This window comes from Spiroplasma endosymbiont of Melanargia galathea, assembly GCF_964031075.1.
Lineage (GTDB): Bacteria > Bacillota_I > Bacilli_A > Mycoplasmatales > Mycoplasmataceae > Spiroplasma_A > Spiroplasma_A apis.
Genome location: NZ_OZ035000.1, coordinates 94942 through 116250 on the forward strand (window position 1 = coordinate 94942; position 21309 = coordinate 116250).

At 30.8% G+C, this 21309-nt stretch carries 14 protein-coding genes and 1 pseudogene; all 15 read left to right on the forward strand.

The features are described from left to right. The first annotated feature begins 1 nt into the window (after window position 1). Window positions 2-2134 carry an ABC transporter permease gene (locus AAHM92_RS00435; protein ID WP_500222525.1) on the forward strand — a complete coding sequence of 711 codons (2133 nt, stop codon included), beginning with the start codon at window positions 2-4 and terminating at the stop codon, window positions 2132-2134. Further along, complete coding sequence (locus AAHM92_RS00440; protein WP_500222526.1) at window positions 2124-3020, forward strand: ABC transporter permease; 897 nt, start codon at window positions 2124-2126, stop codon at window positions 3018-3020. The genes AAHM92_RS00435 and AAHM92_RS00440 overlap by 11 nt, the downstream gene beginning before the upstream one ends. Before the next feature lie 110 nt (window positions 3021-3130). Beyond that, window positions 3131-3841: a purine-nucleoside phosphorylase gene (gene deoD, locus AAHM92_RS00445; RefSeq protein ID WP_500223099.1), complete on the forward strand. Its 711-nt coding sequence runs from the start codon at window positions 3131-3133 to the stop codon at window positions 3839-3841. Between the two features lie 13 nt (window positions 3842-3854). Next, entirely contained in the window at window positions 3855-4823 is a 969-nt protein-coding gene (gene tsaD / locus AAHM92_RS00450; RefSeq protein WP_500222527.1) for a tRNA (adenosine(37)-N6)-threonylcarbamoyltransferase complex transferase subunit TsaD, read from the forward strand. A 2-nt stretch (window positions 4824-4825) separates the two neighbouring features. After that, window positions 4826-5611 (forward strand): MurR/RpiR family transcriptional regulator, encoded by a 786-nt coding sequence (locus AAHM92_RS00455; protein ID WP_023788869.1) that lies wholly within the window; start codon window positions 4826-4828, stop codon window positions 5609-5611. A 12-nt stretch (window positions 5612-5623) separates the two neighbouring features. Further along, entirely contained in the window at window positions 5624-6538 is a 915-nt protein-coding gene (locus tag AAHM92_RS00460; protein WP_500222529.1) for a type I phosphomannose isomerase catalytic subunit, read from the forward strand. A gap of 4 nt (window positions 6539-6542) precedes the next feature. Continuing rightward, window positions 6543-7619: an alpha/beta hydrolase gene (locus AAHM92_RS00465; RefSeq protein ID WP_500222530.1), complete on the forward strand. Its 1077-nt coding sequence runs from the start codon at window positions 6543-6545 to the stop codon at window positions 7617-7619. 81 nt (window positions 7620-7700) lie between these two features. Then, a complete protein-coding gene (locus AAHM92_RS00470; protein WP_500222532.1) occupies window positions 7701-10157 on the forward strand; it encodes a PTS fructose transporter subunit IIABC in 2457 nt (818 codons plus the stop codon). Between the two features lie 78 nt (window positions 10158-10235). Then, window positions 10236-11171 carry an alpha/beta fold hydrolase gene (locus tag AAHM92_RS00475; RefSeq protein ID WP_500222533.1) on the forward strand — a complete coding sequence of 312 codons (936 nt, stop codon included), beginning with the start codon at window positions 10236-10238 and terminating at the stop codon, window positions 11169-11171. 50 nt (window positions 11172-11221) lie between these two features. Beyond that, the gene (gene asnS / locus AAHM92_RS00480; protein ID WP_500222535.1) at window positions 11222-12586 is read left to right on the forward strand and encodes an asparagine--tRNA ligase; all 1365 of its coding nucleotides are present in this window, start codon (window positions 11222-11224) and stop codon (window positions 12584-12586) included. 410 nt (window positions 12587-12996) lie between these two features. Continuing rightward, window positions 12997-13962: a glycosyltransferase gene (locus tag AAHM92_RS00485; RefSeq protein WP_023788875.1), complete on the forward strand. Its 966-nt coding sequence runs from the start codon at window positions 12997-12999 to the stop codon at window positions 13960-13962. Between the two features lie 16 nt (window positions 13963-13978). Further along, window positions 13979-15835 carry a serine hydrolase gene (locus tag AAHM92_RS00490; protein ID WP_500222536.1) on the forward strand — a complete coding sequence of 619 codons (1857 nt, stop codon included), beginning with the start codon at window positions 13979-13981 and terminating at the stop codon, window positions 15833-15835. An 80-nt stretch (window positions 15836-15915) separates the two neighbouring features. After that, window positions 15916-18255 (forward strand): annotated as a pseudogene (pflB, locus tag AAHM92_RS00495) (formate C-acetyltransferase). A gap of 54 nt (window positions 18256-18309) precedes the next feature. Next, the gene (gene pflA / locus AAHM92_RS00500; protein ID WP_500222537.1) at window positions 18310-19059 is read left to right on the forward strand and encodes a pyruvate formate-lyase-activating protein; all 750 of its coding nucleotides are present in this window, start codon (window positions 18310-18312) and stop codon (window positions 19057-19059) included. Window positions 19060-19140: 81 nt separating this feature from the next. Next, complete coding sequence (locus AAHM92_RS00505; RefSeq protein WP_500222539.1) at window positions 19141-21306, forward strand: ATP-dependent helicase; 2166 nt, start codon at window positions 19141-19143, stop codon at window positions 21304-21306. The last annotated feature ends 3 nt before the right edge of the window (window positions 21307-21309 follow it).

Here is a 21309-nt window from a genome sequence, read left to right on the forward strand (position 1 = left end):
TATGGACTTTAAATTGAATAGATGAATACGAAATCAAAAGTTCAAAGCCCTTTTAGCTGGTGATAAAGTTAAGGAAAAAGCAAACTATCTAAAATCTTCAATAATCGCAATAAGTATTGGTTTAATTATCGGTGCAATAGTTGTTTATATTAATGGATATGATGGATTGGGTTTTTTAGTTAGTTGCTTTGATTATGCAATAAGTGAATCAACTATAAACAAGACAATGAATTATTTTGCTGTTTATATGTTTATGGGTCTTGGTCTTGCGCTTGGATTTAAAGTTGGAATCTTTAATATGGGGGGTTCTGGTCAAGCTATTCTTGGATTAACATTAGCAAGTCTAGCAATCGGTTTAAAAGCGAAACATGATAACATTTCTTTTTCAGAAGTAAATTCTTCATTTATGTTTACTGCGTTCCTTTTATTTATTTTTTCAGGTGTAATCGTATCATTAACCGCAGGTTTATTAAAAGTTTTATTTAATATTCATGAAGTCGTAACAACAGTTATGTTAAATTGAGTAGTATGATACTTCTCAAAATGAATATTGTCTGCGGATTTTACAAAGTCAATAGTTCCTCAAGATATTATTGGCACAACACCGTCTTTAAATTCAAGTTGGTTAAATATTGGTGATAATAATTGAGCACTTGGTGTGATATTAGCATTTTTATCTATATTAGTAATGTATTTATTAATTACATTTACAACTTTTGGTTTCAAATTCAGAGTTGTTGGTAAACAACCAGAAGCAGCCCATTATGCTGGTATAAAAAATAAACAATATATTATTCTAACAACAGCTTTACAAGGACTATTTATAGGTCTTGGGGCAATGTTTTATTGAATGAATATTAAAAGAAATGAAAATATCGTAAACGAGTTACTTCCTTCAATTGGTTTTGATGCAATTCCAATTACTCTCGTAGCTTTTAATAATCTAATTGGGATAATTCCAGTGGCATTGATTTGAGCTTCTCTTCAAACGGGTAGTGAACAAGCTATCGGTATTGAATTTATGGGTCTATCTGAACAAGTTCCACAATTAATATTTGGAATCATAATATATGTTTCGGCAATTTATATACTCTTTTTGAAGATGAAACCTATCGAGTTACTCAAGGAGTTCATATACCAACTCAAAGATATTACTCTCAAACAAATAGTTACAAGTTATCGAAGTAAAATTGCAGAATTAAAAGTTAGCAAAAAAACTGTTAAATTGTTGTGCAATTTATCTATTTTAAAATTACACTCAAGCAAAACAAAAGAAAGTGACTTGATAAGAAACCTACAAGAAGCGGTAGACTTATTTACTAGTTATAATCTCAAGAAAGAAGATCAATCATTTTTAATTAGAAATAAGTATAATTCTATTAAAGAATCCATCAAAAAAATTAAATCTTATAAAGATATTGATGGAGAGAAACCTTTAGATCAAGATCACACAACTTTAAACGCTTTGAAAAAAATCGAAGAAAATTATATTGATTTTGCTAATGCACAAATCAAAAGAGTACAAGACGAAATAAAAGCGGTTAGACATGAACGCTATCAAGAATTTTTAAAAGATTCATATAAGAGTATAGCAATGGACTTTAAAAAGATGCGTAATCTTAATTGATATCTTTTAATGGACGAATTGATAATTGAAAAAAATAATTCTATTGAAGTTATTAAAAACCTTAAAGCTACTAATAGTCCTAATGATTTCTTGAGATTAAAAAACGATATTCAAGAAGAACTTAACTTAAAAAGTCAAAATAAAATTTTAACTTTTAAACAACAAGTAAAAGAGATGAAAAGTGAATGTCTTGAAAAACAAATAAGAGCAAAAGTCTTTTTAAAAGAACTTTGATATGAAAGAAATAATCAAATCAAAATGCTCAAGAATGACAGAAGATCAGCTATAAAAAGTATAAAAGATGGTATTAACATTTTAGAAGACAGTAAAGTTATATCCGAAAAGGAATCAAAAATTTTGGCTTCTAACAAAAACAATGTTCTGATAGAACCAGAAAAAAACCTTCTAATGGTTAAATATAACAACACCTACAAAAAAAGTTTAGAAGAAATTAAAGCAATCGCTTTTGATAAAGAAAGGGAGGTTAATAAAACTCATGATTTCTAGTTTATTGGAAAACTTCTCTATGTTTTTAGTAATATTCACCTTGGCATCGATTGCGGGAATGATTTCAGAAAGAGCCGGAGTTGTTAATGTCGGAATAGAAGGATTTATGATAATCGGTGGCTTAGTAACGGCGTTAGTTGGTGCTGATTGTTATTCAAGTATGGGTAATATTTCTCAAATATTAGCATTGCTTGGAGCAGCCTGCGCAGGTGCAACTATTTCATTGTTACACGCATTTGCTTCTATTAAATTAAAGGCCGACCAAATCATATCTGGTACTGCTATAAATTTATTGGCACAAGGTATCGGATTATATGTTGCAACCACAGGGAAAACATATATTTATGCTGAATACACCCCGATCTCTTTCGAGAGTAAGAATTTTTTAACATTTTACTTTCTAATTGCAATTTTAATTACTTCTATTACTGGTTTGTACTTTACTTTCACTAAAACAGGTATGAGACACATTTCTGCTGGTGAAAACCCAAATGCATTAGATGCAGCAGGTGTTAATGTCATAAAGTATAGATATGTAGCAGTTATTGTTTCGGGAGCAATCGCTTCAGTTGCAGGAGGAATTTTTACAATAACTGTAAAAGGGTCCTTTTTCTATGGAACAGCTGATGGATATGGATTTTTAGCTTTAGCAATTATGATAGTTGGACAATGAAGAGTTAAGTATATAGCCTTAGGAGCGTCTCTGTTCTCTTTATTTTTTACAATATCAAAATTAATTCCTCTATATGGTGGAATTAAAGACACCTATCGTGATTTATTTTTAGTATTACCATTTGTACTTTCACTTTTAACTATGATAGTACTTTCAAAATGGTCAAAAGTGCCAAAAGCAATTGGTAAGCCTTTTGAGAAGTCTAAAAGATAATCATAAAAACAAGACAAAGTCTTGTTTTTAGTTTAAATATGATTTATTTATTAACAATAGAATGTACTTGGAATGTTAAAATATTTAAGTACATTAAAGGAGATTATAAAATGACACCACATATAAATGCAAAAAAAGAAGATATAGCAAAAATAGTTCTTATGCCAGGAGACCCATTAAGAGCTGAAAAAATAGCTAAAACTTACTTAAAAGATTATAAACTTGTAAACGAAGTAAGAAATATGTTCATGTATACAGGTTTTTATAACGGGATTAAAGTAACCATTGCTGGAAGTGGTATGGGATGTCCAAGTATAGGTATATATTCTTACGAATTGTTTAAGTTCTATGATGTAGATTGTATTATAAGAGTTGGTTCTGCTGGAAGTTATAACGCAGATATCAATGTTTATGATATATATAATGTTAAAGAAGCATTAGGAGAAAGTAATTATGCTAAAATAGCAGCAAATATTGACAATAATATAGTACCTTCTACTAAAGAAGTGTATGATTTAATAAATGTTGTTGCAGAAGAAAGAAAAATTAGTTTACATAGTGGGAGAGCTCACTCATCTGACGTATTTTATAGATATGATGACTCTTTAGAGTTCGCAGCTAAAAATAATTTAGATGTTGTTGAAATGGAATCTTTTGCATTATTTGCTAACGCTTTAGTAACAAACAAACAAGCGGCTTGTCTATTAACAATTTCTGATAGTTTCATCACTAAAAAAGCAACAACACCTGAGGAACGTCAAAATAACTTTATGAATATGATTGAGTTAGCTTTAGAAACAGCTAAAAGACTAACAGTTTAGTGCAGACTTATTTATGATAATATTGGCAGTTGAGTCAAGTTGTGATGAATTTTCAGTCTCAATAATGGTTGATGGAACAATTAAATCAAATATAATATCATCCCAAATAAAAGACCACTCAGTTTATGGCGGCGTTGTTCCAGAGTTAGCCTCTAGACTTCATGTTAAAAATTTTTCGTGAGTAGTCAAGGAAGCAATCAAGGAAGCAAAAATTAAGATTGATGATATAAACTATATTGCATATACAGCAAAACCAGGTCTTATTGGAAGCTTGATAATTGGTAAACTTGTAGCGAAAACTATCGCCCTTTATTTGAATAAACCTATCTTAGGTTTAGATCATATTCAGGGACACATTTATGGAGCTAATATAGAGGAAAAGTTCACTTTTCCTGTTTTGGCCTTAGTTGTTAGTGGTGGTCATACACAAATACAATACTTAAAAAGTCCACTAAATTTTGAAATCATTGGTACAACTCAGGATGATGCTATAGGTGAATGTTATGATAAAGTAGCTAGAGCCTTAGGTTTGGGATATCCTGGAGGACCTATCATTGATCAAATAGCGGCTAATGGAGATCCTGATTTTTATAAACTTCCTTTAATTAAAAATGACAAGACGCTTGATTTCTCCTATTCAGGACTAAAAACAGCCTCTTTAAATTTATTAAATAAATTAAAACAAAAGAATGAACCTCTCAATTTGGAAAATTTTTGTGCTAGCTTTCAGAAAGCGGCTATTGATGCATTAATTATCAAGTTAGAATCGGCAATCAAAGCATATAAACCAACCACTTTAACTGTTGCGGGGGGAGTCTCTGCTAATAAAATGTTAAGAAAGAGAATAATTTCCATTGGTTCATTGTATAATATACATAGATTGATATTACCGAAACTTGAATATTGTACCGATAATGCAGCAATGATAGCAGAACTCTGTAAAGAATATCTAGCAAATAAAAGTAGAAAAACGGAGGGTTAATTATGAGATCATTTCTAAGTAAACTAACTACTATTGACGATAAAGACCTAACTAGTAAAGAAAAAAAAATAGTAGAATATATCAAGTCTCACTTGAAAGAAATTGTTGAAACTAATATGAAAATTGAAAGAATGGCACAAGAGGCTGGAACTGGTTATAGTGCCATCTATGGATTATTGAAAAAACTTAATATCAAAGGTTTCCGAGACTTTGCAATTTCATTAGCTAATGACGCGGAAAATCAAGAGATCAATATCGCCAAGAACGATGAGAATGTAGTTGCTGGATATATAAATATAATTAAGCAGAACTATGCACTAATTGAGAAAAGGTCTATATTTGAAACACTAAATTTAATAAAAGGCACAACAGGAGCTAGGATATTTTTCTGTTATTGAGAAAACTTATTGTCAGGTCCTGTACAAGAATTAGCCAACTTTTTTTATAAAGAAGGATATAATGCAATATTATTAGATAGTGATCAAGAAATACTAAAAGATAGAATCAATTCTTCTAATAGTCAAGACTTATTTATTTTCTTCACTAGATACGGAAATTCATCAAGGCTAAATAGTTTTATTGAAAACCTTGGAGAAGCTAATCGAAAGATAATATATATATCGGGTAAAATTGCATCAAGCGACATAACCCAGCATCTATCTTCAATCCATACATTAATTGTAGATAATCCAGATCAAACGATTTATAAAGGACACATATCAAATTCAGTACCATTTAATTATTTCAACGATTTATTAATTTATCACTATTTGAATTCTAATGAATAAAGAGGTAAATAAATGAGTAAGATTTTTAAAATAAAACCATACTTCTCAAAAAAAATTTGAGGAGGAAATAAATTAGAAAAGTTTGGTTTCGAACTGCCAAATGATTCTATTGGAGAAGCATGATTAATTTCAGCACATAAAAATGGTATGTCTTTTTTAGAAAGTAATGGCACACGCATCAGTTTAAAAGACTTTTATGATAAATATAAAAGTCTTTTTAATTTGTCTGAAAGAGAGTTTCCTTTACTTACCAAAATTATTACTTCAAATGATTTTTTGTCTGTACAAGTTCACCCTAATGATGAATATGCTTTAAAAAAACACAACTCCTTAGGGAAACCTGAGGCTTGGTATGTACTCGATTGCCCACCAAACAGTAGTCTAATATATGGACATACAGCAAAAACCTTGGAAGATTTTAAAAATAAGGTTATGAATAATCAGTGAGATAGTTTACTTGTAAATGTACCTATCAACAAAGGAGATTTTCTATATGTAGAACCAGGTAAGGTTCATGCAATATCACCGGGGTTAACAGTATTTGAATTACAAAGATCAAGTGATATAACTTACAGACTGTATGACTATGATAGAATTGATAACAATGGTAAAAAAAGGGATCTTCATTTAATAGAATCATTTGAAACTGTTTTGATTCCTGATTCGAAACCAGTCATCATCAAAAATAAAACTGAATTAATATTTGAATCTTCATTTTTTTCTTTGTATTTATTAGATACTTCTGTCGAAAACAAGTTTAAAATTAAGGAAAGCATAAAATGATTTCAAATAACCGTCATTGAAGGACAAGGTCTATTTAATGACGTATTCTTTAAAAAAGGTGAGTCTGCATTAGTACTAGAAAATGGAGGCGAATATTTTTTAGAGGGAGAATTTAAAATGCTTATTTCATGAGTAGAGAGTTAAAGAAATGAGAGCGAAAAAGTTTAAATCAAACTTCATAACAAAAATTCGTAGAGTATTTTATGCACTTTATTTAAGCGCCGAAAAAGCATTTAGAGCATCTAAAAAAGAAAAGAAACAAGTGGAGAAAAAGTTTGCATGGTTGTTAACAACTAATAAAGTATGTGAAAAATATTATAAGAGAGAAGAATTAAAAATACTAGATCTTGATAATTTAAGCTTTATAGACTTCAATTCTCGAGATGGTATTTCTCTTAAAGGTGTTGTTTATGAGCCGAATAAGACTTCAAATAAGTGGGTGATTGCATCGCATTGATTTGCAGGCCATAAACTATGAAGTTTACACCACTCTAAAGTTTTAAGTGAAATGGGATACAATATTTTAGCATATGATTTTAGAGGTCACGCAGACTCAGAAAAAGCAGAAACTTATATGGGCGCTATAGAATTTAATGATTTGATGGGAGCGTTTGATTGGTTAAAATCTAATAAAAAAATTGATAAACTCATACTTCACGGAACAAGCATGGGCGCTTATGTGTCCAATTTTTGTGCAATTAAATATTATCACGAGTTAATTATGCATAATTTAATTGCAGTGATATCAGATTGCACATATGGAAGTGTTTATAATTTATTTTTACATGTAAGAAATGTTTATCTAAAAATAATTCCGAAACGCAAAATTAAAAAACTAATACAGAAAAACCTAACTAAATATGAACGGTTAAATGAGGATATCAATTTAACAAAGGCAGATATTTTTAAATTAATGGATGAGTCAGATAATGATTTAGTGCCAACATTATTTATACATAGTAAAGATGATAAAGTTACACCGCCTGCTGATACATATGAGTTGTTGTTAAAAAGAAGTAAAATATGTAACCAAGATGAACATTTAGTATTTAATTATGCTATGCATACCCAAAGTCTTAGAAATCATTTTAAAAAATTTAACTACAAAATAATTGAATTTATATCTAAAGTAGAAAACTTGAATGAAGATTACTCATCCCTTATAGACAAGTGGAGATTACTTGAAGAAGAGGAAAAAGACAAAAAGTCAGTCTTGCTTTTTTAATAAAAATTCCATTTTTTTTGTAATATTTGAAAAAAGTACCATTTTTTTCGTTTACAATCTTTTTGTGAGGAGATTAAAAAAATGGAAAAAGTTTACAAAAATATTAATGTTTTTTTGAACGTTGAACTTAGTACAAGAAACGACGTTTTAGAGTACATATCAAGTAAAGCTGTAGAACTAAATATTTATAGTAAAAAAGATGATCTTTTGTTAGGCTTCCTAAGCAGAGAAAAAGAAGCATCCACGGGCTTTGAGGATGGTTTTGCTATACCGCATTCAAAAGTCAAAGGAATTCAAGAACCAAGTATAATTTGTGTAAGATTAAAAAATGGTGTTGACTGGGAATCACTAGATAAAAAACCAACAAATATCGCAATTGCGTTGATCATTCCCGATAAAGCTAATGAAGACCACATAAATCTTTTGAGCAGTATTGCAATTAAGCTTATGAACAAAAACACCAGAGAGTCTTTAAAAAAAGCGACTACCAACGCGAAATTTATTAGTATTCTTTGTAAAGAGAAAGATAAACCCAAAGAAAGAGTACAAAAATTAGACCCTAAGGGACTTAATATTGTAGCTGTAACGGCATGTATTATAGGTGTTGCTCATACTTATATGGCTGAAGAAAGGTTATTAGATTCACTTACTAAGGCTGGACATAACATAAGAGTGGAAACCCAAGGTAGCAAAGGGGTAGGAACTCCTTTGACAAGCTCTGAAATAGAAAAAGCAGATATAGTAATTCTTGCAGCCGATACAAATGTTGAAAAATCAAGATTCAATGGTAAAAAAGTTTATGAAACACACGTTTCAAGAGCTATTAAAGAACCGCTAAAAGTTCTAAATGATGCTCTTGATAAAGGAAAGATATTACAAGATTCAGTAAGTTTTGGTGATGCTAGTTCTCAATACAACGAGAAACAAGGTGTTTTAAAACATATTCTTGCTGGTATAAGTTATATGATACCAATTATAATTATGGGTGGTATTTGTCTAGCGGCCTCACTAGGGATAGCGAAAGCAATATGAGGACCAACTGCATCTACAACTGGTCTCAATAACGAGCATCCTTGAAATCCATTGGTTATAATGGAAAAAATTGGGGGTGCAGCCTTTACGTTGATGATTCCAATACTAGCTGCTTTTATAGCTAATTCAATTGCAGGAAGGGCAGCCATTGCCCCTGCACTAGTTGGTGGTTTTATTGGAAATGATGCAAAAAACTTTATGCCTTTACCAGGAATGCCTGAAGCTTCCGCACCAATGGGTTTCATTGGAGCAATTATTGCAGGACTACTAGTTGGGTATTTTGTGAGATGAGTTAATACTTGAAATGTTCCAAAGGCTTTACGAGCAGCGATGCCAATTTTCTTTATACCGATCATTGGTGGTGTTGGGATTTCAATACTATTTATATATATAATTGGTGGACCAATTGGATATGTTGTAGGAGAATTTGGAGAAGCTATTAAAAAAGGATATAAATCAGAATCATTTGGTGTTGGTTTAGGAATGGCATTAGGTATATTATTAGGAGCAATGGCTTCATTTGATATGGGTGGACCAATTAATAAAGTTGCCTTTGTTACATGTGTTGCGTTAATTGATCAACAAGTATACTATCCAATGGGTGCTATGGCCACTGCAATACCAATAGCCCCTCTAGGAATGGGTTTAACCTCAGTTATATTCAAAAGATTTTTCTCTAAAGATGAACAAGCGATGGGTGCTAGTGCCATAATTATGGGTACAATAGGTATTTCCGAAGGAGCTATACCCTTTGCTATAAGAGACCCCAAAAGAGCTATTCCTTGCAATATTTTAGGTGGAATGGTTGCAGGTGGAATAGCAGGAGCATTTAAAATAGAAGATAGTGCTGGACATGGTGGACCAATTGTCGCCTTCCTCGGTGCTATACCTTATGGAGAACAAACTTTAATTTACTTCGTAGCAGTAGCCGCCGGTGTTTTTGTAACAAGCTCTTTATATGGATTATGATTAGTTTCTTCTCTTGGTAAAGTAGGATCTGTAAAGGAAGCAAAAGTTAAAAGAATAGAAGTTTTATTAGAGGAAAGAAAACAAAAAGAGTACGAAGTAACTAGAAAAATTAAAAACCTAAAAAAACTTATAAAAAATGCAAATAACGAAGACGAAGTCTCTGCTTTAAAAATTAAAATAGAGGACTTACGATCACAATATCTACCAATAAAAACAGAGTTTATAGAAAGAAAAGAAAAAACTAATAAATCCTATCCAGAGGTAAAAAACTCAGAAAAATCATTTGTAGCATCTAATAGAAAAAATATTAAAGATGCTAAAAATAAGATTATTAAAAATAAAAAAGAAGAACTTGAAAAACTACATAAAGCAAAAGCCGAAAGTTTTAAAACACTGGATAAGTTCGCTAAAAGAGACTTCAACAAAAACTATTTTAAAAATATTGAAGAAGTTAAAAATACGGCTAGCCAAGAGCTTTTAGATAACTTGATTAATGTGCGCAAACCTTTTGTTTCAAAGTTTGTAAAAAATTGCTAATTTAAAAAAGTATGCAAATACTTTTTTTAATTGTACGTTTAATTAGGAGTTCAATTATAATAATAATGGTGAGTTAATATGGAAACTTGTATTTTAAAAGGTTACAAAAATAAAGATCTACAGTTATATATTTGAAAAGATGTTTCTTCCCCGAAGGGTGTTTTACAATTGGTACACGGAAGTTGTGAACATTCTCTTCGCTACAATGATTTTGCAAAGTATTTAAATAGTATTGGATGAATTGTAATAGCTAACGATCATAGGGGTCATGGCAAAACAGCAAATGTAGAAGATAATGAGTTGGGTTATTTCTCAGATGATGAAGGTTGAAACATAATCATAGAAGATTTAAAGTATGTTAATAACTATATAAAGAGTAATTATGCAAATTTAGATATCGTAATGTTTGGACATTCTATGGGAAGCTTTATGAGTAGAACATTTATTATAAAATATCCCACTCTGTTGGAGGGAGTAATTTTATCAGGAACCGGTTGACAAAATATTTTTCTTTTGAATATTGCAATCAGGTTGGCTAAACGTAACCAAAAAAAGTATGGTTCTAAAAATATTGATAAAAAAATTTGAAACCTAAGTTATAAAAAATTAAATAAGCGTTACAGTAAATCAAACAGCAACGGTGTAGAATGGTTAAGCTCGGTTGAAGATGTACAATCAAACTTTTTAAATGATCCACTATGTGGTCAAATATTTACATCAAGTGCTTTTAAAGATATGTTTGAAGGAATAAAGTTCATACAAAATACAACAAACATCTCTAAAGTATCTAAGAATTTACCTATTTTGTTGTTGTCTGGTAAGGATGACCCAGTAGGAAACTACACTAAATCTGTCAATAAAACATATAAAGTGTTCATTAACAACTCTTTAAAAGTTGAAATGAAATTGTACGACAAAATGAGACATGAAATATTAAACGAAGTGAACAAAGAACAAGTGTATGAAGATATAAATAATTTTTTAAGTAAAATCAAAAATACTAGTTTAAAATAAAAAATAGAATTATACAAAAAAAATAATAGATAGTCTAAGAGGGAAAAAACATGGATCTAAAATTTATTTATAAAAACCACAAGGAATATGAAGGTAAGGAAGTGTCTTTCATAGCTCGTATTAGAAGTCACAGACAGGGTAAAAATATAAATTTTCTTGTGATGAATGATGGAACTACTATTAATGACATTCAAGTAGTCTACACTAGCGATTTAAAAAACATTAATAGTATCTCTGAAGCAAGAGTTAGTGCAATTCTCGAAGTAAAAGGGATAATCGCTTTAACCCCCGGGAAACAACAGGAGTTTGAAATTAAGGCAACAAATATAGAATTATTAGATCAAGCAGTTGAAAACTATCCTTTACAAAAAAAAGAACACTCACCAGAATTTTTAAGGGAAATTGCGCATCTAAGAGCAAGAACAAAAACTTTTCAATCGATTTTTAGAATAAGGTCAGCTGCCGCATTTGCAATACATAAGTTCTTTAATGAAAACGATTTTATTTACGTGCATACTCCAATAATCACTGAGAATGATGCAGAAGGTGCTGGAGAATCATTTATAGTGACAAACAGAGCAGATGATAAATATGAAGAAGACTTTTTTACTAAAAAAGCAACATTGACTGTCTCTGGGCAATTGAATGCAGAAGCATATGCACAGGCATTTAAAAAAGTTTATACTTTTGGTCCAACATTTAGAGCAGAAAACTCTAATACTTCAAGACATGCCGCTGAATTTTGAATGATTGAGCCTGAAGTAGCTTTTGCTGACTTAAATGATAATATAGAGTTAATAGAATCAATGGTTAAATATGTAATCAATTATTTGTTTGAGCAAAATAAAGAAGAATTATTATTTTGTGAGCAAAACCTTGAAAAAGGTTTAATTGATAAACTGCAGAATGTAAAAGATTCTAACTTTGTAATCACTGATTACAGGGAAGTCATTGAGATACTTAAAGAAGCCGTTAAAAACGGACATGTATTTGAAGACTCAAGAATAGATTTCGGAATGGACTTGGGTACAGAACACGAAAGATACATTTGTGAAGTTGTAAATAACTGTCCTACTTTCGTAAAAAACTACCCAAAAGAAATCAAGGCTTTTTACATGAAACAAAACGATGATCAAAAAACTGTAGCTGCAGTAGACTTGTTGGTTCCAGGAATTGGTGAATTAGTTGGTGGAAGTCAGAGGGAAGATGATTATGATAAGCTAATCTCTAGATGCCTTGAAATGGGAATTAAACAAGAAGATTTATGGTGATACAATGACCTAAGAAAGTTTGGTTATTATAAATCAGCAGGATTTGGATTAGGGTTTGAAAGACTTATAATGTATGTAACTGGTGCAACTAATATCAGAGATGTTCTTCCGTTTCCTAGAACTCCAAGAAACTTATTGTTTTAATCAAATTACTCGATACCATATCATTTGAACTTTTATAAGTAAAAATGTAAGTATGGAATTATAAATAAAATTGTCTCGATTAACCACTCGAGACAATTTTATTCTTAGACTTCAACATCTTTTTAGTCAAGTATTTATAATATAGAAATTATCAAATATATAAATCTGAAAAAATGTATTTTAGTTGCGATAAAGATGGTATATTTCTCAAATGAGAAAGGTTTGTTTTATATATAAAACTAAGCTCTAGTTAATTGAAACTTAATATAGATTTTTATCCTGTTTACTTTAAAAAATGATTGTGTGGTAGATTTAAAGGGGGCATTACGTTTTTTAACCATTGCGAAACTATGATATCAAGTCAAGATTTTTAGTGTAAAATTATTATATAGTGATTCAGGGGGAATAATATGCTTCTTTCATTTGTGGTTGTTACTCAGGAAGGGTTACAAGACTTCGAAAAAACAATAAATAGTATCAATAATCAAAGCTTACAAGATTATGAAATAATAATAGTGATGGATAGACCATCTCATGACGATAATAATGATTCATTAGTAAAAAAACTTTTCACAGAAAAAGACAATGTCAAAGTAGTTTTCAATAGTTCTATTCAAGGTTCATCACTTTCTTGAAATTTAGCTTTGGATTTAGCCGAAGGAAAGTATATAAAGTTCTTTAAAGAAGGTGATTTTATAGCACCAAACTTTGTAGAAGTTATAAGCGAAAACTTAGAAAAAAATAAAGATAAAGAGTTAGATATTATTGAATATAAAATTCAATTCACAGGTAATGTGGAAAGTGAAATTTTAACATATTTGGACAAAGGAAAAGTATACGAAATAAGTAAAGATTTTGATCCCTATGCGTACACTAATCCATTACTTTTTAACAAAATTTTTAGAACAAAGTTAATAAAGGACTTTGGGTTCAAATTCAGGAATTTTGTGAGATACGATATGCTGTTCGTTTACAAGGTTTTGGGACAAACTGAATATTATTTATTCATTGACTCTGAATCAATTGAAAAATCTAACATCCAACCAATACCTTACTCTGTTTTTGATCAAGTAAATCAGTGAACACACATTTTAAACTATTATAGAAGAATCGGAAAATATAAACATCTTAAGGATTATTTGAATTACAGCTATTACAAAACTTTAGTTTATATTTGACTATGAGAAATTAAAAAATACGATAATAAGTTATTGATAAAGAAAGCAACAAATTTTGCTATAAGAAAATTTAAAGATAAACGAGTAGAGTTCACTACTGATAACACCGTTTTTTTAGAAAAAAGAGACGAAAGATTTACTGAAATTTGTGTTAATTTTGATGATTATATAAAAGAGATTTACAAAGTCGTTAAATAACTCAGGGGTGCAAATTATGGGTAAATTACCTAAAACTATCGATAATTTTAATTCAGACTCTTCACAAAATTGAGTGCCTGCTCATCTAGGAAGAGTCTTTTTTGCACGGTTTTTCGATATCGTGATTAGTTCAGTTCCGATGTTAATAGTTTTTATTTTTTATAGAGTGGTGGATAGTAAAACAGCCTTAATTGCTGTGAGTTCAGGTTTGTTAACTATTTTTCTTTACTTCAACATATTACCCTTATTTTTTAAAGGAAAAACTTTAGCAAAGTTGATGTTTGGATTAAAAGTTATACATTTAGAAAACAAAAAAATAACATTTAAAATATTATTTATTAGAGAGATTTATTTTTTATATATCCCGTTGCTTTTTCAGTTATTATGTCAAATTGCAGCCGTATCTATTTTTTTACTATTCACAAGTGATGGTGAAGAAAATGCTAACCTAATGGCCTCCACAACAAGCTTTATTTTGCAAAGGATTGGTTATGCGTTCTATGTAGGCTGATTTTTGTATTTACTCATCACCATATATTTACAAGTTGATCATATAGCTGCAATAGATTTAAAATTAAAAATAAGAGTTTTGCACACAATAAAGGTGTACAATGAACCTAACATAAAAAAAGAGAAACATATTCATTTGGAGAATAAAAAACCAGGAATTATTAACCTAGAAGAGTTGAATGTTATACAAGGGGCATATATGTTTAAAAATAGTTGTAATGCAATAGAAACATTGATAGAAGAGAAATACTTTAGTGGTGCTGTTTTTTGTGTGTCAAAAAACAAAGAGCAGGTTTTTTTAAAGTCATTTGGAATAAATGATGTCAAAGAAAACACACCAATGAACGAAAATTTAATTTTTAGAGCTTATTCAATGACTAAACCAGTTACTGTTATCGCGTTTCTAAGATTAGTCGATGCAGGTATAGTTAGTATCGACGATGAAATTTCAAATTTTTTACCGGTATTCAAAAGTGTTAATGTACTCCAAACTAAAACAAGTGATAATGTAGTTCCTCTATCTAATCCAATAACTTTTAAACATTTACTTACAATGACGGCCGGTTTTACATATCATGGTAATAAAAATAAAACACAAATATTGACTTCTGAGTTCCTAAAAAACTATGTTGTTGGTGAAAACGGCAAGTATTGGAATTACGATGATTTCTGCACTAATTTAAGTAAAATACCTCTTTTATTTCAACCAGGAACTGACTGAAATTACGGTTTAGAAATTGACGTATTGGCAGCTGCAATTGAAAAAATAACTAATCAATCGTTTAGAGATCATTTGAAAGTTACATTATTCAAAGACTTAGGAATGTGAGATAGTGATTTCTATTTATTTGATAAGAGTCGAGAAGCATTTGTTAATGTATGAAATACCGGAGAAGATGGAAACACTTTAAGAAAAAGAAATAACTTCAAATATCTTTCACAAGAAATAGACAAAGTTCCTAATGCCCCTATGGGCGGAGCTGGTTTATTCACAACTGCGACCGATTACAATAAGTTTTTAAATTTTTTACTAGATGGTAAAAACTCTGAAGGTCAGCAATTAATCTCAGAAAACTTATTAAATGAAATGTGTAAAGACCAACTTGGGGCACTTAAAAAAAATTTTATTTGAACTCTAAATGCGGATTATTCTTATGGTTACGGAGTTAGGGTTAGAATAGAAAACAACGAGTCGCCTTTAACAGAGATCGGCGAGTTTGGTTGAGATGGTCTTTTAGGGTCCGCATCATTAGTAGATAAGAAAAATAATATAACAATGAATATAATGTTAAGCTCGTTTCCAGGGCATAATAAAAAAATATCAACAGAGTTTTTCGAAGCATTTTACAAAGATGTTAAGTAAAACTTTTTTTATTTCCATTTATTTTTAAATAAATGGTATTTTTTCCAAAATATGTGATAATAGATACGAGGAGGATAAATATGAGATACAAAGAATGAGAGGGCTTTAAAAAAGGTCAATGAACGGAAGAGGTTGATGTTAGAGGATTTATTCAAGCTAACTATGAACCGTACATTGGGGATGACACCTTTTTAATGGGTCCAACAGAAGGTACCAAAATACTTTGAGATAAAATCATGGAATTAACTAAGAAAGAAAAAGAAGCTGGTGGGGTTTTGAATGTTGATACTGACGTTCCATCCACTGTAACTTCTCACGGTCCTGGTTATGTCGATAAAAGTCTAGAAAAAATTGTGGGTCTTCAAACTGATAAGCCTTTCAAAAGAGCTCTAATGCCATGGGGTGGGATTAGCATGGCAGTCCAAGCCAACGAATCTTACGGTTTTGAAGTAACTGAACGAGTTAAAGAAATTTTTACCAAATATAGAAAAACACATAATCAGGGAGTATTTGATGCATATACTCCAGATATGCGTAAAATTAGGAGAAGTCATATTGTAACAGGTCTACCTGATACTTACGGAAGAGGTAGAGTTATTGGTGACTATAGAAGATTGGCTCTTTACGGAACTGATTTTCTGATACAAGAAAAAATAAGTGATGCAGCTTTAATTGATGGAGAGATGACAGAAGATAAAATTAGATTAAGAGAAGAAATTGCTGAACAAATTAAGGCATTAAATGACATTGTAACTATGTCGAAGTCTTACGGTTTTGATGTAACTAAACCTGCCAAAAATGCAAAAGAAGCTTTTCAGTTCACATATTTAGCTTATTTAGCGGCGATTAAACAAAACAACGGGGCAGCCGAATCTTTTGGTAGAGTAGCTACTTTCTTAGATATTTATCTGGAAAGAGATTTAAAAAACAAAAAACTTACCGAAACCGAAGCTCAAGAGCTAGTAGATCATTTAGTAATGAAACTAAGAATTGTAAAATTTACAAGAACACCCGCCTATAATGAAGTTTTCTCAGGAGACCCTGTTTGAGCTACAGAATCAATTGGTGGAATGGGGTTAGATGGTAGAACACTAGTAACCAAAAATTGTTATAGGTTTATTCATACCTTATCTAATATGGGGCCTTCACCAGAGCCTAATTTAACTATATTATGGGCTCAAAACTTACCAAATAATTTCAAGCAGTTTTGTGCTAAATATTCAATCTTGTATTCTTCAATGCAATATGAGAATGATGACATTATGAGAACCACTCACGGAGATGATTATGCAATAGCTTGTTGTGTTAGTCCGATGCAGGTTGGTAAACAGTTGCAATTCTTTGGTGCCAGAACTAATTTAGCGAAAACACTATTATACGCAATTAACGGTGGAGTTGATGAAATATCTAAGGAACAAATTTCACCAAGATTCGAACCAGTAACTACAGGAGATAAAAGTTTAAACTTTGATGAAGTTTGAAACAAGTTTGATAATATGATGTCTTGAGTTGCTGATAAATATGTAAATACTTTAAACGTAATACATTATATGCATGATAAATATTATTATGAAAGTGCCGAAATGTGTTTTTACGACACTAAAATGCACAAATTCTTCGCTACAGGGATTGCAGGTCTGAGTGTAGTAGCAGACTCACTTTCTGCAATTAAGTATGCAAAAGTTTATCCAGTTAGAGATAAAGACGGTATTGTTGTATCCTATAAAACAGAAGGTGATTTCCCCAAATATGGAAATGATGACGATAGAGTAGATACAATTGCCAAAGATATTGTAAAAATATTTATGAATAAAGTAAGAAGTCATCAAACATATAAAGGTTCTGAACCTACAATGTCAGTGCTAACAATTACATCAAATGTTGTTTATGGAAAATCAACAGGTGATACTCCTTGTGGAAGAAAGTTCCCAGAAGCTTTCGCCCCAGGAGCTAACCCTATGCACGGAAGAGACTGCACTGGTGCAGTAGCTTCATTAAAATCAGTGTCTAAAATTCCATTCAAACATGCATCAGATGGAATTTCTAATACATTTTCTGTAATACCTAACGCCTTAGGTAAAGACGAAGATTTAGTTATAGCAGGAGATTTCAAAGTATCTGGAGAAATACCAGAAGAAGCAAAAATAAAATAAATCGTATTAAGACGTAAAGGAGATAAATATATGTCAAAACAACAACAAGAAAACTTAGTCAACATGCTTGACAGTTATATGAAAAACGGAGGATTCCATCTAAATGTAAACGTTTTAGATCGTCATATCCTAAAGGATGCTCAAATGAATCCAGACAAGTATCCACAATTAACTATTAGGGTATCTGGTTATGCAGTTAACTTTGTCAAACTAACCAAACAGCAACAAGATGAAGTTATATCAAGAACTTTTCACCAGTCAATGTAATATAAATCTATAAAAAAGGACTAAGATTAGTCCTTTTTAAATGGAAGGTGTAATATGGTTGGTTATTATAATAGTATAGAGACTTTTGGTGCTGTTGATGGTCCTTGTATAAGACTTGTTATATTCCTGCAAGGCTGTTTACTTCGTTGTAAATATTGTCACAACCCTGAGACTCTTGAGTTTAGCAAAGAAAAAACTATTACCGTTGATGAAATCCTAGAAATTTTTGAAAAAAATAGATCATTTTATGAAAAAGGAGGAATAACTTTGTCTGGTGGTGAAGCAACAACTCAGATGCAATTTTGTATTGAACTTTTCAAACAGGCTAAGTCTAGAAATATACACACTTGCTTAGATACTTGTTTTGGTACTTTTCAAAGCATACCGAAAGTTGAGGCGCAATGATTGGAGCTTTTGAAGTATACGGATTTAACTTTAGCGGACTTAAAGCACATAGACAATGATAAACACATAAATTTGACTTCAAGACCAAACATTAATATTCTGGAAGCTATCATTTTTTTGGACAAAAACGGGGCAAAAACGTGAGTCAGACACGTACTTGTTCCTGGGTGGACAGATGACAAAGACGATTTATTTAAGTTAGGACAATTTGTTGGCAGATTAAAAAATATGGAAAGACTTGAGATGCTACCTTATCATAACCTGATGATTCCAAAATATGAAAACCTTAAAATGAAGTTTCATTTAAAAGATGTCATTCCACCAAGCAAAGAATATGTAAAAGAATGTCGTGACATAATAAAATTAGGAATGTTGGACATAAAGAAAAGCAATAGTTAAGAAAGGCTTCGGTCTTTTTTTGATTTTTTGATTTTTTCTATAAATAATTGTTATTATAAAAAAGTTACAAGGAGTGAGTATATGAAAAATTTATTAAATATATTAAATGATCAACAGTTAGATAGTGTTATTACAACAGACGTACCTGTAAGAATTATCGCGGGTCCAGGTAGTGGTAAAACGAGAGTAGTAACAACTAAAATTGCATATCTAGTTAAACAAGAGAATATAGCCCCTTACAAGATTTTGGCAGTGACTTTTACTAACAAAGCGGCAAACGAGATGAAAGAAAGAGTAGAAAAAATGATAGGTCCATGCTCAGACAAGCCTTTCATAAGTACGTTTCACTCATTTTGTGTAAGAGTCCTTAGAGAAGATTTTGAACACTGTAACTTAAGAAAAGATTTCGTGATTATAGACACTTCTGACCAAGCAAAAATATTTAGAAACATTATCAAAGAACTAAATATTGATATCGATGATAAAAGTTTTACAAGAAAGTGTGCATCAAAAATTAGCGGTTGAAAAAACCATTTTATAGATTGAGAAGAGGCAAGAGAATCTTTATATACTCATCAAGAAAAACATTTTGCTACTATTTACCGAGAGTACTTAAAGTACCTTGAAAATAAAAACTTACTTGATTTTGATGATCTTATTTTGAAAGTTCACACTCTTTTTAGAACAAATACTGAAGTTCGTACAAAATGAAAAAACCGCTTTGATTATATACTTGTCGATGAGTTTCAAGACACCAATGACATACAATTTAACTTAATTCAATGACTACTTGGTGATAGAAACTGTTTAACAGTTGTTGGTGACCCTGATCAAACAATTTATTCTTGAAGGGGTGCTAAGTTAAGGATTATCATGAACTTTGAACAAGTTTACCCAAAAGCACGAACAATTTTATTGACGCAAAATTATAGATCAACAAAACCCATTGTCGATTTAGCAAACAATTTTATTATAAAAAACAAAAATCGTGAAGACAAAGAAATCTATACATTAAAAACCGAGGGTAGTAGAGTATCCATCAAAGAAGCGTCTTCCACAAATTTTGAAGCTAAGTTTGTTGCTAAGAAAATTCAAGAACTTGTTAAAAGCAAGCAATACGAATATAAAGATATTTATGTGATTTTCAGAATAAATGCTTGGTCACAAGAAATTGAAAAAGAATTTGCCAATGCTAAAATACCTTTCAGTTTAGTTGGTGGTTATCAATTTAGGGAACGTAAAGTTATAAAAGATGCAACATCGTTATTAAAAGCGATCTCAATCAAAGATGATTTATCATTTGAAAGAATATTTGATTTCACTCCAAAAGTGGGTTCGGTTACATCTGGAAAACTTTTTGCTGCGGCCAAGGAAATGAATTTGAACATGTTCGACTTTTTAACTCAACACGAGAAAAAAGTAAAAGAAATAACAAAGAACTTAGACTCTCTGATAATAACTCTAAAAACAGGAAATGAGATGTTTATGGAGAACACTAAACTAGCCACTCTTGCGAAGTCAATGATAAAATTGAGCGGCTATGAAGACAAAATAAATTCTCAATCAAAAGAAGATTTAGAAAGCCTTCAAAACTTAAGAGCCTATTATGATCAGTTTCAAAAGTTTGATGAAGAGTATGATTTAGAAAAACCAGAAATTAATAGATTAATTAAATTCTTACAAGAAGAGTCGTTATCTAGCTCATCTGAGACGCCTGAAGTTCCAAATAAAGTTACTCTTCTAACTATACATGCAGCTAAAGGATTGGAAAATAAGGTTGTTTTCATTGTCGGATTAAATAAAGATATTTTCCCTTCAAAACGAGCATTTACAAGTATGGAGAATCTTGAAGAAGAGAGGCGAGCCTTTTATGTGGCAATAACAAGAGCACAAGAAATGCTCTTTATTAGCTATGTATCAGGTGGGTTTTCATATTTAGTGGGTGGTGAACTTGGAGAATCTAGGTTTATTAGAGAATTGGATCCAAGTTTATACGACTTTGAAAAAAATATTTACTTTCATTCTCCAACTGAGATGACAAGCCAAATGTATTCTACTGGTTTGGTTCATAAAGAACCAACCAAAATAGAGTCCGGTGTATTTAAAGGTGATAAAATCGATCACATAATGTTTGGTGAAGGAATTGTTACTTCTATTACAGATAAATATCTTGTAATTGCATTTTCGAATCCATCATATGGAACCAAATCTATTCCGATAGTATCTAAATCTTGAAGCAAAAAGTAACAC